At 74.2% G+C, this 16,772-nt stretch carries 10 protein-coding genes; 4 read left to right on the top strand and 6 right to left on the bottom strand.

Annotated features, from left to right (window positions below; genetic code table 11):
• Positions 1 to 41: 41 nt before the first annotated feature.
• Positions 42 to 2,597 (bottom strand): alpha-glucan family phosphorylase, encoded by a 2,556-nt coding sequence (glgP, locus tag JOE38_RS02005; RefSeq protein WP_204574632.1) that lies wholly within the window; start codon positions 2,595 to 2,597, stop codon positions 42 to 44.
• Between the two features lie 559 nt (positions 2,598 to 3,156).
• Here glgP and JOE38_RS02000 point away from each other — a divergent pair.
• Positions 3,157 to 5,268 (top strand): alpha-1,4-glucan--maltose-1-phosphate maltosyltransferase, encoded by a 2,112-nt coding sequence (locus JOE38_RS02000; protein WP_204577109.1) that lies wholly within the window; start codon positions 3,157 to 3,159, stop codon positions 5,266 to 5,268.
• Complete coding sequence (glgB, locus tag JOE38_RS01995; RefSeq protein WP_204574631.1) at positions 5,265 to 7,853, top strand: 1,4-alpha-glucan branching protein GlgB; 2,589 nt, start codon at positions 5,265 to 5,267, stop codon at positions 7,851 to 7,853. Before JOE38_RS02000 ends, glgB begins: the two co-directional genes overlap by 4 nt.
• A 71-nt stretch (positions 7,854 to 7,924) precedes the next feature.
• Here glgB and JOE38_RS01990 read toward each other — a convergent pair whose 3' ends face one another.
• A complete protein-coding gene (locus JOE38_RS01990; RefSeq protein ID WP_204574630.1) occupies positions 7,925 to 8,920 on the bottom strand; it encodes a tetratricopeptide repeat protein in 996 nt (331 codons plus the stop codon).
• Positions 8,917 to 10,770, bottom strand: a complete 1,854-nt coding sequence (locus tag JOE38_RS01985; RefSeq protein ID WP_204574629.1) for a hypothetical protein — start codon at positions 10,768 to 10,770, stop codon at positions 8,917 to 8,919. The genes JOE38_RS01990 and JOE38_RS01985 overlap by 4 nt, the downstream gene beginning before the upstream one ends.
• A 284-nt stretch (positions 10,771 to 11,054) precedes the next feature.
• Here JOE38_RS01985 and JOE38_RS01980 point away from each other — a divergent pair, with 284 nt between their 5' ends.
• Positions 11,055 to 12,827, top strand: coding sequence for a hypothetical protein (locus JOE38_RS01980; RefSeq protein ID WP_204574628.1), 1,773 nt, complete (start codon positions 11,055 to 11,057; stop codon positions 12,825 to 12,827).
• Between the two features lie 28 nt (positions 12,828 to 12,855).
• Positions 12,856 to 13,914 (top strand): AI-2E family transporter, encoded by a 1,059-nt coding sequence (locus tag JOE38_RS01975; RefSeq protein WP_204574627.1) that lies wholly within the window; start codon positions 12,856 to 12,858, stop codon positions 13,912 to 13,914.
• A 12-nt stretch (positions 13,915 to 13,926) separates the two neighbouring features.
• On the opposite strand, the gene JOE38_RS01970 is transcribed toward JOE38_RS01975, so the two are convergent.
• The 3 genes from JOE38_RS01970 to JOE38_RS01960 are packed head-to-tail and all read right to left on the bottom strand — an operon-like array spanning position 13,927 to position 16,720.
• Complete coding sequence (locus JOE38_RS01970; protein ID WP_204574626.1) at positions 13,927 to 14,661, bottom strand: alpha/beta hydrolase; 735 nt, start codon at positions 14,659 to 14,661, stop codon at positions 13,927 to 13,929.
• Positions 14,658 to 14,954, bottom strand: a complete 297-nt coding sequence (locus JOE38_RS01965) for a hypothetical protein (protein WP_043587267.1) — start codon at positions 14,952 to 14,954, stop codon at positions 14,658 to 14,660. The genes JOE38_RS01970 and JOE38_RS01965 overlap by 4 nt, the downstream gene beginning before the upstream one ends.
• A 35-nt stretch (positions 14,955 to 14,989) precedes the next feature.
• Positions 14,990 to 16,720: a cation:proton antiporter gene (locus JOE38_RS01960; protein ID WP_204574625.1), complete on the bottom strand. Its 1,731-nt coding sequence runs from the start codon at positions 16,718 to 16,720 to the stop codon at positions 14,990 to 14,992.
• Positions 16,721 to 16,772 lie beyond the last annotated feature (52 nt).

Here is a 16,772-nt window from a genome sequence, read left to right as displayed (position 1 = left end):
CGGACGGCGCGCCCCGGGTATCCGGGGCGCGCCGTCCTCCGTCAGACCGCGACCGCGACCAGCCCCGGCTCCGCGCTGGAGGCCAGCAGCTCGTGCCGCGGCACGACCCGCACGGTGTACCCGAACGGCCCCGCGCTCGCGAGCCGCACCGCGCCCGCGTACTCCTGCTGCCCGCCGGATCCGCCGACGGGCTCGAGCGCCTGCCGCACCACGTCCTGGAGCACGTCGCCCTCGCCCGTGCGCCCGTGCACCACCTCGACCGTCACGTCGCCCGCGCCGAGGCCGCCGAGCGCCACCCACGCGCGCACCCGCAGCTCGTCGCCGACCTGCGCCTGGTGCTCGACGCCCTCCGACTCGACGTGCGCGACCTGCACCGACGGCCACGCGGCCGCGACGCGTCCGCGCCAGGCCGCCAGCTCGCGCGCGCGGGCCGAGCCGTCCGCCGCGACGACGGCCTGCGCCCGGCCGGCGGGGACGTACAGCCGCTCGACGTACTGCCGCACCATCCGGTCCGCGCTGAGCTCGGGCGAGAGCGTCCGGAGCGTGTGGCGGATGTCGTGCACCCAGCCCGCGGGGACGCCGTCGCCGTCGCGCTCGTAGAAGCGCGGCGCGATGCGGTTCTCGATGAGGTCGTACAGCGCGGTCGCCTCCATGGCGTCGCGCTCGGCGCCGTCGTGCGCGCCGTCGGCCGACGGGATCGCCCAGCCGTTGCCGCCGTCGAAGTACTCGTTCCACCAGCCGTCGAGGATGGAGAGGTTGAGCGCGCCGTTGAGCGCCGCCTTCATGCCGGACGTCCCGCACGCCTCGAGCGGGCGCAGCGGGTTGTTCAGCCACACGTCGGTGCCCGGGTAGAGCAGCTGCGCCATGCCGATGTCGTAGTCGGGCAGGAACACGAGCCGCCCGCGGATCCCGGGCTCGGCCGCGAAGCGCACGAGCTCCTGGATGAGGCGCTTGCCCTCGTCGTCCGCCGGGTGCGACTTGCCCGCGACCACGATCTGCACGGGCCGGTCCGGGTCGGTGAGGATCCGGCGGAGGCGCTCCCGGTCGTGGAGCATCAGCGTCAGCCGCTTGTAGGTCGGCACGCGCCGGGCGAACCCGATCGTGAGCACCTCGGGGTCGAGCACGTCCTCGAGCCACGCGGGCTCCACCGCGCCCGGGTTCTGCTCGCGCCAGGCGCGCACGACGCGGCGGCGGGCGTCCTCCACGAGCTGGCGGCGCATCCGGCCGCGCACGTCCCAGAGGTCGCCGTCGGTCACGGCAGGAGACGACCAGTCGGCCGCGGTGGTGTCCCACGTGCCGAGGCGCTCGCGCGCGAGCGACATGAGCATCGGATCCGTCCACGTCGGCGCGTGCACGCCGTTCGTCACGCTCGTGATCGGCACCTCGTCGGCGTCGAACCCCGGCCAGAGCCCCGCGAACATCCCGCGGCTGACCTCGCCGTGCAGCTGGGAGACGCCGTTGGCGCGCTGCGCGAGGCGGAGGCCCATGAGGGCCATGTTGAAGACGTCGGCCGATCCGCCGTCGTGCGACTCCGCGCCGAGCCCGAGCACGCGCTCCGGCGGCACGCCGGGCAGCAGGCGCTCCGTCACGTGCTGGCGGACGAGGCCGACGTCGAAGCGGTCGATCCCCGCGGGCACGGGCGTGTGCGTCGTGAACACCGTGCCCGCGCGCACCACCTGCAGCGCCTCGTCGAAGTCGAGGCCGTCGGCCATGAGCGTGGAGATCCGCTCGACGCCGAGGAAGCCCGCGTGGCCCTCGTTGGTGTGGAAGACGCGCGGCACGGGGGCACCCGAGACGCGCGCGTGCGCCGCGATGGCGCGCACCCCGCCGATGCCGAGGAGCAGCTCCTGATGCAGCCGGTGCTCGCCGCCGCCGCCGTAGAGCCGGTCGGTGACGCGGCGGAGGTCGTCGTCGTTCTCGGGCACGTCGGTGTCGAGGAGGAGGAGCGGGATCCGTCCCACGCGTGCCACCCAGATGCGCGCGTGCAGCGTCCGGTCGGCGGGCAGCTCGAGGGACACGTGGACGGGCGCGCCGTCGGCGTCGCGCAGCACCTGGAGCGGCAGGCCGTCGGGGTCGAAGACGGGGTAGGTCTCCTGCTGCCAGCCGTCGGAGGAGATCCCCTGGCGGAAGTAGCCGGAGCGGTAGAAGAGGCCGACGCCCACGAGCGGGACGCCGAGGTCGGAGGCGCTCTTCAGATGGTCGCCCGCGAGGATCCCGAGGCCGCCCGAGTACTGCGGGAGCGCGGCGGCGATGCCGAACTCGGGCGAGAAGTAGCCGATCGCCTCGGGCACGTCGCCCTCCAGCTGCTGGTACCAGCGGGGCTCGCGCACGTACGCGCGGAGGTCCGCGCGCTGCTCCTCCGCCCACGCCACGAATCCCTCGTCGGCCGCGAGCTCGCGCAGCCGCTCTTGGTCGACCGCGCCGAGCAGCGCGACCGGATCGTGGCCCGTGCCCTCCCACAGCTCGGGGCTCACGTGCGCGAACACGCGGCGGGTGGGCTCGTACCACGACCATCGGAGGTTCCCGGCGAGCTCGTCCAGCGCGGACAGCTCCTCCGGGAGGACGGCACGGACGGTGAATCTGCGGATGGCCTTCACGGGACTCCCTCGGACCGGACGGCGGCGGGTGGACCCGCGCGGATGGCTCCCGAGCCTACGGGCGCGGGGTGGCACGGCACCAGGGTCCGGCCCGCGCGTGGAGGGCCCGTGGCCGCCGGGCGCACGGGCGGTGACGCACGGGCATCGGGCATCCGCACGGCGTCCGCCACCGCCGCGGCGAGCGACAGCCGGACGGCGCACGGGCTACGGTCGAACAGTGACCACACCCCAGGACGGACCCGATCCCCTCCCCCGCCCGGTGCGCGGCCGTGCAGCCCGCAAGGCCGCCAAGGCCCAGAAGCTCCAGGACGCTCAGAAGCCGCCCGAGCCGCGGCCCCCGCTGATCCCCGAGGCGCCCGCGCAGGCTCCCGTGCCCGCGGCGCCGGAACCCCAGCCGCCCGTGCTCCCCGTGGCACCCGCCGCCCCGGAAACCGTTCCCGCCGCCCCGGAGCCCGCTCCCGCCGCGGCCGCCGAGCCGGTGTCAGCCGCCTCGGAGCCCACGCCGACGCAGGATCCGGCGCCCGCTGCCCCCGCAGAGCCCGCCCCGGCGGTCGCATCCGTGCCGGAGCCGGTCGCGTCCGCGCCGTCCGCTCCCCGCCATGCCGCGCCGGTCGCCGAGCCGACGCCCGCCGCGGCGCCGACGTCCGCCGCCGACGACGACCACGTCCCCGTCATCGGCCGCATCCCGATCCTGTCGCTCACCCCGCAGATCGAGGACGACCTCTGGCCCGCCAAGAGCTTCGTCCACGACGTGGTTCCGTTCGGCGCGACGATCTTCCGCGAGGGCCACGACCTCATCGGCGCCGACGTCCTCCTCACCGACCCGACGGGCGCCGAGACCGCGCACCGCATGTCCCTCGACGCCACGAAGCCCGGCCTCGACCGCTGGATCACGACGGCCCAGCTCGAGACGCAGGGCGTCTGGACCTGGCGCGTGAGCGCGTGGTCCGACGACTTCGGCACCTGGCTGCACAACGCGGAGATCAAGGTCCCCGCCGGCCTCGACGTCGACGTGATGCTCGCCCTCGGCGCCGAGGCGCTCGAGCGCGCCGCCGCCGACGCGACCCGGGACGCCGCCGGCCGCGAGGTGCTCCGCGCCGCCCTGGCCGGCATCGCCGACGCCGACGCCGCACCCGACGCGCGCCTCGCCGCCGCCACGACCCCCGGGGTCCTCGCGGCGATCGACCGCGTCCCGCTCCGCAGCCTCGTCACGCTCTCCCCCGAGCGCACGATCGTGGTCGAGCGCGAGCGCGCCGCCGTCGGATCCTGGTACGAGTTCTTCCCCCGCTCCGAGGGCGCAGTCCAGCACCAGGACGGCTCCTGGACGAGCGGCACCTTCCGGACCGCGGCCGAGCGCCTCCCCGCGATCCGCGACATGGGCTTCGACGTCGTCTACATCCCGCCGGTGCACCCCATCGGCCGCACCAACCGCAAGGGCCCGAACAACACGCTCACCGCGGGCCCGCACGACCCGGGCTCGCCCTACGGCATCGGCTCCGAGGACGGCGGTCACGACTCCATCCACCCCGAGCTCGGCACGGTCGAGGACTTCCGCGCCTTCGTCCAGGCGGTCGCGGACCACGGCATGGAGCTCGCGATCGACATCGCGCTCCAGGCCTCGCCCGACCACCCCTGGGTCACGACCCACCCGGAGCTCTTCACGACGCTGCCCGACGGCTCGATCGCGTACGCGGAGAACCCGCCGAAGAAGTACCAGGACATCTACCCGCTGAACTTCGACAACGACCCCGAAGGGTCGTACCGCGAGATGCTCCGCGTCATGCGCGTGTGGCTGGGCCTCGGCGTCAAGATCTTCCGCGTCGACAACCCGCACACCAAGCCGCTCGTGTTCTGGGAGCGCCTCATCCACCAGGTGATGCGCGACGAGCCCGACGCGATCTTCCTCAGCGAGGCGTTCACGCGCCCCGCGATGATGCGCACGCTCGCGAAGATCGGGTTCCAGCAGTCGTACACGTACTTCACCTGGCGCAACACGAAGAAGGAGCTCGAGGAGTACCTCACCGAGGTCAGCCACGAGACGAGCGACTACCTGCGCCCGAACTTCTTCGCGAACACGCACGACATCCTCACGCCCTACCTGCAGTTCGGCGGGCGGGCCGCGTACCGGATCCGCGCCGCGATCGCGGCGACCGCGTCGCCGTCGTGGGGCATCTACTCGGGCTACGAGCTGATCGAGAACGTCGCGCGCCCCGGCGCCGAGGAGAACATCGACAACGAGAAGTACGAGTACAAGCCGCGCGACTGGCAGCGCCAGGAGGAGCTCGGCGGATCCATCGCGCCGGAGATCACGCGCCTCAACGAGATCCGCCGCGAGCACCCCGCGCTCCGCCAGCTGCGGAACCTCGACGTGCACTGGAGCGACGACGACTCGATCCTCGTCTACTCCAAGCACCTCGCGGCCGAGCACACCGGCACGGGCGAGGCCGACACGATCCTCGTGGTCGCCAACGTCGACCCGCACTCCGCGCGCGAGACCCAGGTGTACCTCGACCCCACCCGCTTCGGCCTCGCCGAGGACGCCGTGTTCGAGGTCGAGGACCTCCTCACGGGCGACGTCTACACGTGGTCCACCTCCAACTTCGTCCGGCTCGACGCGTTCACGCACCCCGTGCACGTGTTCCGGGTCACCCCGACCGCATCGAAGGGATGACGGACATGACAGACACCACCCCCCAGCAGGACCCCCAGGACCCCCGAGACCCCCGGGACGGGATGCCCGGCGCCGACGTCGTCGTGCCGCCCGCCGCCGACGCCGACCGCGAGCAGGGTGCCGACGTCGTCGTGCCCGCGGCCGCCGACGGCGCCGCCGAGGAGGCACCCGCCTCCGCCGCCGACCCCATCCGCCTCCCCGAGGTCGCCGACCACGACCTGCGCGCCGTCGCCGAGGGCGTCCACTCCGGACCGCACTCGGTCCTCGGCCAGCACCCGGTCGCGATCGACGGCGTCGGCGACGACCTCGTCGTCGTCCGCGCCCTGCGTCCGCTCGCCGAGGCAGTCTCGGTGATCCTCTCGACGGGCGCCCGCGTCGCCCTCGCCCACGTGGGCCACGGCGTCTGGCAGGGCGCGCACGTGCTCGGCCTCCAGGACTACGAGGTCGAGGCGCGCTACTCCGACGGCGGCACCTGGACGAGCGACGACCCCTACCGCTTCCTCCCCACCGTGGGCGACCTCGACCTCTACCTCTTCGGCGAGGGCCGCCACGAGCGCCTCTGGGACGTCCTCGGCGCCCACCACCGCGAGCACTGGGGCGTCGCGCGCACCTACTGGGGCGTCTCCTTCTCCGTGTGGGCGCCGCACGCCCGTGCCGTCCGCGTCATCGGCGGGTTCAACGGCTGGGACGGCGTGCAGCACGCGATGCGCCGCCTCGACGGCAACGGCGTCTGGGAGCTGTTCGTCCCCGGCGTCGAGCCCGGCGTCTCGTACAAGTTCGAGATCCTCACGCAGGCCGGGCAGTGGATCGAGAAGGCCGACCCGATGGCGCGCATGACCGAGGTCCCGCCGGCCACCGCCTCGCGCGTCGAGACGAGCGGCTACCAGTGGGACGACGCCGCCTGGCTCGAGGAGCGGGCCGCGCGCGACCCGCACGACTCCCCCATGAGCGTGTACGAGATGCACCTCGGATCCTGGCGCCCCGGCCTCGGCTACCGCGAGGTCGCCGGTGAGCTGGTCGCCTACCTGCAGGAGCTGCGGTACACGCACGTCGAGTTCCTGCCGCTCGCGGAGCACCCGTTCGGCGGATCCTGGGGCTACCAGGTCTCCGGCTACTACGCGCCCACCTCGCGCTTCGGCTCCCCGGACGACCTCAAGTTCCTCATCGACTCCCTGCACCGCGCCGGCATCGGCGTCATCGTGGACTGGGTCCCGGCCCACTTCCCGAAGGACGCCTTCGCGCTCGCGCAGTTCGACGGCCAGCCGCTCTACGAGCACACCGACCCGCGCCGCGGCGAGCAGCAGGACTGGGGCACCCTCGTCTTCGACTTCGGCCACTCGCAGGTCCGCAACTTCCTCGTCGCGAACGCGCTGTACTGGTTCGAGGAGTTCCACATCGACGGCCTCCGGGTCGACGCCGTGGCCTCGATGCTCTACCTCGACTACTCGCGCGAGGAGGGCCAGTGGCTGCCGAACGTGCACGGCGGCCGCGAGAACCTCGAGGCGATCTCGTTCCTGCAGGAGGTCAACGCCACCGCGTACCGCACCCACCCCGGCATCGTGATGATCGCGGAGGAGTCCACGAGCTTCCCCGGCGTCACGCGCCCCACGAGCGACGGCGGCCTCGGCTTCGGCCTCAAGTGGAACATGGGCTGGATGCACGACACGCTCGACTACACGGCCGTCGACCCGATGTACCGCGCGTACCACCACGGCCAGATCACGTTCTCGATGGTCTACGCGTACACGGAGAACTTCCTCCTCCCCATCAGCCACGACGAGGTCGTGCACGGGAAGGGCTCGCTCGTCGGCAAGATGCCGGGCGACCACTGGCAGAAGCTCGCCAACGTGCGCGCCTACCTGAGCTTCATGTGGTCGCACCCCGGCAAGCAGCTGCTCTTCATGGGCCAGGAGTTCGGGCAGCCGTCCGAGTGGAGCGAGGAGCGCGGGCTCGACTGGTGGATCCTCGACCAGCCCGTGCACCGCGCCCTGTTCGACCTCGTCGGGTCGCTCAACCGCACGTACATCGACACGCCCGCGCTGTGGGCGCTCGACAACGACCCGGCCGGCTTCGAGTGGATCGACGCGGGCGACGCCGGGCGCAACGTGCTCGCGTTCCTCCGCCGCGACCGCGAGGGCAACCAGGTCGCCGTCGTGCACAACTTCTCCGGCGCGCCCATCTCGGGCTACCGGCTGGGGCTGCCGCAGGCGGGCGTGTGGGAGGAGATCCTCAACACCGACGCCGAGCAGTTCGGCGGATCCGGCGTCGGGAACCTCGGCGCCGTGCACGCGGGCGACGAGGGCTGGCACGGCCGTCCGGCGTCGGCGGAGCTGACGCTGCCGCCGCTCGCCGGCCTCTGGCTGCGGTTGAAGCAGGATCCGGCCGACCTCCACCCCGTCGAGGCGCCCGCGCACGCGGCCCCCGACGCGGACGAGTCGCGCGCCGACGGCACGCCGTTCGCCGAGGCGACCGCGGCGCCCGTGCTGCCGCAGTCCCGCGACGCGCAGCCGCCCGTCGAGGGGCTGTCCGCCACGGACGACGCCCCGGGATCCGACGACGGCACCCCGCGGGTGCCCACGGTCTGATCCCGTCCGACACGACGACGGCGCCGCAACCCGAGGGGGTGCGGCGCCGTCGTCGTCCGTGGGGACGCGCGTCAGTAGAGCAGGCGCGTGAGCTGGCGTCGTGCCACGGCGACCCGCGGATCCTCCAGACCCACCACCTCGAAGTGCTCGAGCAGGCGCTGGCGGATCGCGTCGCGGCCGGCGGCGTCGGCCGACGGGAACAGCTCGAGCAGGCGCGTGAACGCATCCTCGACGTGCCCGCCGGAGAGGTCGAGGTCGGCGACGAGCAGCTGCGCGTCCACGTCCTCGGGAGCGGACGCGGCGGCGCCGCGGATCTCGTCGGCCGCCTTCCCGTCGAGCCGGTGCAGGAGGCTGACCTGCGCGAGGCCGGCGACCGCGAGGGCGTCGCGCGGGTTCTGCGCGATGGCGGTGCGGTACTCGGCGGCAGCTGACGCGTAGTCGCCCTGCTCGATGAAGGCGTAGGCCTCCGCGTGGTGCGGGGGCAGCGGCTCCTCGACCGTGGCGGCCGGAGCGGCGGAGGCATCCGGGGCGACGGCCCGGCCGGTCACGCCGTTCTGCTGCGCCAGCTCCAGCACCTGCTGGATGACGTCGAGCACCTGGTCCTCGGGGATCACGCCGGCGAAGAGGCCGACGGGACGGCCGCCGATGAGCGCCGCGACCGTCGGGACGGTCTGCGCCTGGAACGCCTGGCCGAGCTGCGGGCTCTGGTCCGCGTCGATGCGCACGAGGAGCACGCGGCCCGCCTGCGCGGTGACGACGCGCTCGAGCACGGGCGAGAGCTCGCGGCTGGAGGCGAGCCCCGTCGAGACGAGCTCGACGATCACGGGCACCACGGACGAGATGTCGAGGAACTGCGTGAACGAGGCGTCGTCGGCCGCGAGCACGAGGCCGGGGACGTCGACCGTCTGCGGGGCGCCGGCCGCATCGGCAGGCGCACCGGGGGCTCCGGGCGCGCCGGCTGCGGCCGACCCGCCCGCGGGCGCGGCCGGCGCCTGCGCACGGTTCACGAGCGAGGACAGGTCGACGGCGCCGCGCAGGCTGGCGGCGGAGGGGGGCACGTTCGTCATGGGAGCTCCTTGGCCGAGGTGATGTGGGTGCTGGACGCGTAGAGGCGGATCTTCTCCCCCGAGTTCACGGGAGGCACGTACATGAGCATCTGCGCCGTGCGGACGGTGTCGAAGCCCTTCGCCGAGTCCGTGAGCCCGGTGATGGCCTGCACCTCCGGGTTGGCGTTCACCTTCGCGCCCTCGGCGGTCGGCTTCGCGACGATGCCCAGCTGCACGGTGACGCTCACGAGCGCCCCGGACTCCACGGTCGACATCGCCACGGGCGTCGCCGTGTCCGCCGATGCCTGGAACTCGACCGTGCCCGTCTCGCCGATCGACGCCGGGAAGTCGACCTTGCGCTTGGCGTCCTGCGCGCGCACGCCGTCGTCGGTCGCGTCGAAGAGGTCGGCGTACTGGCTCGCGTCGCCCTTGTTGAGCACGTCCGCGTAGGCCGCGGAGAGCTGATCCGGCTGCACGGCCAGGAGCTTCACGTCCGCCGCGAGCCGCGCCGCGCCGATGGCCGCGGGGGCCACGTCGGGGAGCGCCGCCGTGGTGGAGATGGGCATGGCGTAGAGCACACGGTAGTTGTCGCGCGGGCTGTCCTGCACGAGCGTGAGGGACAGCGTGGGCGCGTCCTGGGTGTCGGGGTCCTTGACGACCGCCGCGACCGTGCGCGGCCAGGCCAGCGTCGCCTGCGGCAGCGTCAGCTGGAGGTCGCCGGCGGGGATCGCGGGCACGGGGGTGGCGTCCGGCTTGGCCTTCCGCACCTGGTAGTCGGACGTGCGCTCCTGCAGCGCCGGTCCGGCGAACCGCGGCGTGAGGGTGGCCGCGTCGAGCGACTGGTCGGCCGCGGTCGCGACCTCGGAGACGCGGGAGACGATGCGCTCGGCCTGGTCCTGGGTGACGACGGGCGGATCGGCGTCCTCCGCCTCGCGCGCGGCGTCGAGCGACGACGTCGGGGTGGGCGTCGCGGTGGATCCCACGCCCGCGGCGAGGTCGGCCGGCGCGCCCTGCGCGGTGCAGCCGCTGAGCGCGAGGCCGGTGACGACGAGGACGGGCAGCGCGATGAGACCGCGACGACCACGGCCCTTGGGGCTCACGGGAGCTGCCCCGGTGCCGGCGGTGAGGGCAGCTCGACGGGCGGCCGGCCCGATGCGCGGGATGCGCGGGCCGCCGCGCGGCGGGAGGTTGCGGCGCGGGCCGCGGCTGCGGCGCAGGTGGCGGAGCGCGAGGAGGTAGAGGACGAGCCCGACGACGAGAAGCACGATGCCGCCGACCACGAGCGGGACGACCCAGGGCGACTCGCCCTCGGACGGCCAGGAGAGCTCGACGTCCGCCGGCGCGGCCGCCTGGCCGTCGGTGGCGAGGATGAGGCTCACGTCGTCCGGGAGCCGGGTGCTGAGCTCGACCTGGCCCTGGCCGGTCTGCTCGGAGAGCCAGAGGTCGGATCCGCGGGGGTCGGTGACGGTGGGCGTCGCCTCGGCGGCGCTGCCCGACGCGTCGGCGCCCGAGGCCGCGGCCGTCGGGCTCGGCGTCGGCGCGGTCGCCTCGGGCTGGACGACCTGGCTGGTCAGCGCGCCCTCGTCGTCCATGGCGATGCGCGTGTACGGGCTGCTGCCGACCCACGCCTCCACGTCGGGCGAGGGGCCGTAGGCCGCGAAGACCTCGCCGTCGCCGCGGACGACCGTGTCCTGCAGGCCGGGGTGCGCGTTGAGCGTCTTCCCGTCGACGATCGTGTACGCGGCGCCGCCGGCGGAGGACGTGGCCGCGGTGATGCGGTCCGGTCCCGCCAGGAACGTGTGCTGGGCGATCCCCAGCCCGATCATGAGGGCCGCGACCACGAAGGTCGCGATCGCCAGGACGAATCGCACGGGTGTCTCCTCTCGTGTCGTCGCGGGAGGCGGCCGCATGTTCAGCGATCGGATGACGACCGCGGCGGCCGACGAGCACGGGTGCTCTCGCGACGCTCCGCCGTGCTGCAGGCGGACCGGCGGCGGACGACGACATCGAAGGATACCGGACGACCCTGGGAGCGCCTCCCCGCGGGCCGGCCGACGCCGGGACACGGGCCGGGTCGCGCGCCGTCGACTCGGTAGGATCGGCACCTGCTGCGCCCCGCCCGGCGTCCGCGAGCCGCCCGCGAAGGAGTATCCCCGTGCCCCACGACGACACGCCGTTCAGCCCCGCCATGCGCGGCTACAACCGCGACGAGGTCGACCGGGCCGTCGCCGACCTGCGCCGTGAGCTCATCCGCTCGAACCAGCAGGGCGCCGAGCTCCGGGCCGAGGCCGAGCGCCTCCGCCGCAGCGAGCAGGAGCTGCGCGACGAGCTGGAGGAGGTCGGCAGCCCCACGTTCGCGGGCCTCGGCAGCCGGCTCGAGGCCACCCTCCGAGTCGCCGAGGAGCAGTCCACGCGGCTCGTCGCGCAGGCCGACGCGGACGCCGCCCGGCTCCGCCGCGCCACGCAGGAGGAGACGGACGCGCAGCGCGCCGAGGCCGAGGCGACCGCCCGCCACCTCGTGGACAGCGCGCGGGCGCAGGCCGCGCAGATCCTCGACGCCGCGCGCCGCGAGGCGGACGACCTGCACGAACGCGCGGACGACCGCGCTGAGGGCCTCCGCAGCGACGCCGAGCGCGAGGCCGCCGCCCTCCTCCTCCGCACGCGCACCGAGGTGGCCGACCTCCGCGCCACCGCGGAGCGCGACACCGACGCCCAGCGCGCCGAGGCGGCCCGCGAGGTCGCAGAGCTCCGCGCGCGGGTCGACCGCGAGACCGACGAGGCCCGCCGCGACGCCGCCGACCTCGCCCGCGACACCGTCCTCGCCCGCGGCGCGCTCGAGCGCGAGCTCGCCGACGCGCGGGCCCGCCACGACGAGTCCGTCGCCGAGGAGCGCGCCGACCTCGACCGCGAGGTCCGGGAGACCGAGGAGCGGCTGCGGCTCGACGAGGAGACCCGGCGCATCGCCCTCGCCCAGCTCGACGAGCAGACGCGCGCCGACCTCGACCGCGAGATCGAGCAGGCGCGCACCGACTGGGACCGCGAGCTCCAGGCGTCGCGCGACGACTTCGACCGCCGGATCCACGCCGAGCGCACCGCGTTCGACCGCGACGTGGAGGAGACCCGCGCCGCCCTCGAGCGGGAGATCGCCGAGACGCGCGAGTCGCTCGAGCTCGAGCTGGCGACCGCGCGGGCGGACCTCGCCCGCGACGTCGACGAGGCCCGCACCGACCTCGCCCGCGACATCGCCCAGGGCACCGAGCGGCTGGAGCGCGAGACCCGGGCGACGCGCGCCCAGCTCGAGCTCGAGGCCGTCACCGCCCGAGCCGCCCTCGAGCGGGAGATCGCCGAGGCCGAGGCCCTGGAGGCCGACCGTCGGGAGGCCGAGCGCCTCCGCCTCGAGCGCGAGGCCGCCGAGACCCGGCGCGAGATCGCCGCCGAGGCCGAGGAGGCGCGCCTCCTGCTCAGCCGGGAGATCGAGCAGGGCCACCTCGACCTCGACGCCGAGATCACCGCCCGCCGCGACCACGACTCCCGCGACGCCGCCGAGCGCCAGCGCGAGGCAGCCGAGCGCACCGCCGCGTACCTCGGCGAGGCGGAGGCGCGGCTGCAGGAGGTCACGGCGCTGCTCGCCTCCACGCGCGAGGAGGCGGAGGCGCTCGCGAAGGAGAGCCGCGACTCCGCGCGCAAGGTGCGGGAGGACGCCGACCACGACGCAGGCGCCGCCATCGCCGACGCCGAGCGCCGCGCGCGCGAGACGGTCGCGGACGCGGACCGCCGTGCGCGCGAGACGGTCGCGGACGCGGAGGAGCGCCTCGACCGCATTAGGATCGAGCGCGAGGCGGTGGCCGCGTACCTCGAGAACGTCCGCGGCGTGCTGACCCAGGCGGACGACTCCTCCTCCGACGACGAACCCCGCACCGCGCGCTGAGCGCGCGCCGACTCGGAAGCCACGAGACGTGAAGATCCAGAACCCCTACCGCCTCGGCCTCCTGGCGGGTCTCGGCGTGCTCACCGCGCTCGTCATCGGCGGCGCGCTCGTCTCCCTCGGCACCGTCCTCACCTACGTGGGCACGGCGATCTTCCTGGCCCTCGGCATCGACCCGCTCGTGACGTTCCTCGAGCGCAAGGGCGTCCCGCGGCCGGTCGCCATCCTCGTGATCTTCCTGGTGCTGCTCGGCTCGCTCGCGGGCGTGCTGCTCGCGGTGATCCCCGTCGTCGTGAACCAGGCGAGCGCCCTCGTCACGCAGATCGTGCGGTACGCGCAGAGCGTGAGCGGCGACCAGTTCATCGAGAACCTGCAGTCCTTCGTGCCCCGCGAGGTCTTCGACGTGCAGACCGGCGCCGACCAGCTCGTCCAGTACCTCTCGAACGCCTCGAACGTCGCCACCATCACGGGCAACGTCATCACCGTCGCCTTCACGATCGGCAACTTCCTCTTCGGCCTGGTGATCGTCGTGATCCTCACCATGTACTTCACGGCCTCGCTCAACTCGTTCAAGAGCGGCCTGTACAAGCTCGTGCCGGCCACGCGTCGGGCGCGCTTCGCCGACATCGCGGAGCAGATCACGCAGTCGGTCGGCCGCTACGTCATGGGCCAGGTCGGGCTCGCGCTCTGCAACGGCGTGCTCAGCTTCGTCTACCTCAGCATCGTCGGCGCGGCGCTGCCGGCGGTCTGGGCGTTCATCGCGTTCCTGTTCTCGCTGCTGCCGCTCGTCGGCACCATCACCGGCTCGGCGCTCATCGTGCTCGGCCAGATCGTGCTGCTGCCGGAGTCGATGAACACGTGGATCGCCGTGGCCGTCTACTACCTCGTCTACATGCAGATCGAGGCGTACGTGCTGAGCCCGAACATCATGAACCGCGCGGTCAAGGTGCCCGGCGTCGTGGTCGTCATCGCGGCGCTCACGGGCGGCACGCTGCTCGGGGTGCTCGGCGCGCTCATCGCGGTGCCGGTGGCCGCCGCCGTGCTGCTGATCATCCGCCAGGTGGCGGTCCCGCTGCAGAACGAGCGCTGACCGCGCAGTCGATCAGCGCGCTGCCGGCCACTCGGTCGGCAGCGGCAGCGCCTCGGGGGCGACCGTGCGCACGATCTCGGTGAGGACGCGCGAGACCTGCGACTCCCCCACCCACAGGTGCTTGGCGCCGTCCACGGCGATCAGCTCCGCCTCCGGCACGGACGCGAACCGCTCGCGCGCCTCGGCCGGCTGCAGGAAGTCGTCGTGCTCGGGCACGAGGATCACGAGGCGGCGCGGGTCGCCGTGCCACGCGGCCACCTCGTCGGCGGTGGCTCGGTGCAGCGGCGGCGACAGCAGGATGGCGCCCTCGACGGGGTGCTGGCGACCGTGCTTGAGGGCGATCTCCGTGCCGAACGACCAGCCGATGATCCAGGGCGCGGGCAGGCCGCGCTCCGCGACGAGGTCCATGGCGGCGGCGAGGTCGAGCCGCTCCGCGTCCCCGCCGTCGAAGGCGCCCTCGCTCGTGCCGCGTGCGGACGTCGTGCCGCGCGTGTTGAAGCGCAGGACCGCGAGGTCGGCCATCGCGGGCAGACGGAGGGCCGCCTTGCGGAGGACGTGCGAGTCCATGAAGCCGCCGGCCGTGGGCAGCGGGTGCAGCGTCACGAGCGTGGCCACCGGATCCCGGTCGGCGGGCAGCGCCAGCTCCCCCACGAGGCGGAGGCCGTCGGCGGTCGTGAGCTCGACGTCCTCGCGACGCGCGGGCAGCTCGGTGGAGCTCGTGATGGGGCGGGGTGCGGTGTCCGTCATGAGACCTTCCAGCAGTGGGTGTGCCAGTGGCGGCGGGCGGCGAGGTCGCTCTGCTCGCCCATCATGCCGTCGGCGCGCCAGGCGACGACGTGCGCGTGGCCGGGCTCGATGTCGAGGGTGCAACCGGGGCAGCGGTAGACCTTGAGGGCACGCGCCGCGGAGACGGGCTGCACGTTCCAGACGCGGCCCCGCCTCGTCTCGGTGTGCTGCGAGCCGCTGAGGAGCCGCGTGAGCACGTCCTCGTCGTCCTCCTCACGCGCGCGTCTCCCCCGGGGTCGATTGCTGCGCGGCATGTTCCGATCCTAGGCGGCGTCGCGCACGCGCCAGGTCAGCCCGCGTCCGCCTGCCGGCCGAGACGCGCCTCCTCCTGGTCGAGCATGCGCTGGGCCCGGGCCAGGACGCGCGACGGGTGCTCCCCTGTGCCGCGGGCCTCGAGCAGGGCCGCGCGCTCGGCGTCGAGGACGTGCCGCCGGAGCAGCAGGTACGCGGCGCGCGGGCTGAGTGGCGCGTCGTCCTCCGCCGCCATCGCGTCCGCGCGCTCCGTCACCCACTCCGCCTTCAGCGCCGTGTCGCGGCGCACGCGCTCGACGATCTCGTCGTCCACGACCGTCCCCTCGGGCAGCTGCCGCACGCCCTCGTCGACGGCGCGGATCCCCGCCTCGGCCAGCTCGGAGACGAGCTCCGCGAGCTGGCGCTGGTCCTCGACGGCATCGCTGCCGCGGATCCCGCTCAACCGGATGACGGCGGGCAGCGTGCCGCCGTTGACGAGCAGCGAGACGATCGCGACCGTGAAGGCGATGAGCACGAGCTGCGCGCGGTACGGCGTCCCCGACGGGAGCGACTGCGCCGCCGCGAGCGTCACCACGCCGCGCATGCCCGCCCAGCCGAGCACCAGGCCGCCGCGCCATCCGAGCCCCTGCGAGCGGAGGGCCTGCAGGTCGGCGCGGCGACGCCGCAGGATCCGCGCGGCGGCGCGCTCCCGCCGCGACGGGCGGTCGTCACCCCGCTCCCGGCGGAGCCGCTCGAGCCCCCGCCGCACCCGGCGCGTGCGGGCAGCGACGTGCTCCTCGTGGCGTCGCAGTCCCAGCAGCAGCGGCACCAGGAACCCGAAGCGGATGAGCGTCAGCACGACCAGGGTGAGGACACCGTAGGCCACCGCCCTGCCCACGCCGAGGTCGGCCTCGTGCACCTCGTCGATGATGTCGCGGAGCTCCAGCCCCATCACGAGGAAGACGCCGTTCTCCAGCAGGAAGAGGACGGTGCGCCAGTTCAGGCGCTCGTTGATGCGCGACTGCGCGGACAGGGTCGACGCGCTCCGATGGCCCGACCAGATGCCGGCCGCCACCACCGCGAGCACGCCGGACGCCCCGACCTCCTCCGCGGGGATGAAGGCCACGAACGGCACGGCGAAGGAGATCGCGGTGTCGAGCACCGGATCGTCGAGCCGACGCCGCACCTCGGTGGTGACGATGCCGACCACGACACCGATGGCGAGGGCGCCCACCGCCGAGAGCACGAAGCCCCCGGCGGCCTGCCACAGGTCGACGGATGCGCCGACGGCCGCGATCGAGGTGCGCAGCAGCACGAGCGCCGTCGCGTCGTTGACGAGGCCCTCCCCCTCGAGGACGGTCACGAGGCGGGGCGGGAGGCCGAGCCGACGCGCGATGCTCGTGGCCGCCACGGCATCGGGCGGGCTGACCACGGCGCCGAGGGCCAGCGCGCCGGCGAAGGATAGGTTCGGGAAGAGCGCGTAGAGCAGCAGGCCGATCCCGAAGGCGGACACGAGCACCAGGACGACCGAGAGGCTGACGATCGTGCGGAGGTTCCGCCTCAGGTCCACGAGCGGGACGGTCACGGCCGCGCCGTACAGCAGCGGCGGGAGGACGCCCGCCAGGATCAGCTCGGGCGGCACCTCGACGGGCGGCACGCCCGGGAGATAGGAGATCCCGACCCCGACGAGCACGAGGACCAGCGGCGTGGCCACTCCGATGCGGCGCGCAAGGAGCGTGACTGCCACCAGGGTCGCGATCCCGGCGACGCCGAGAGCCGCGTAGTCCATGGTCCGAGGCTAGCCGGGTGGAGCGGGCACCCGGCACGGCCTCACCCGGCGG

Source organism: Clavibacter michiganensis (genome assembly GCF_016907085.1).
In the GTDB taxonomy this organism is placed as follows: domain Bacteria; phylum Actinomycetota; class Actinomycetes; order Actinomycetales; family Microbacteriaceae; genus Clavibacter; species Clavibacter michiganensis_O.
The sequence above is the reverse complement of the archived record's forward strand: the minus strand, read 5'-3'. Positions and strand labels throughout refer to the sequence as shown.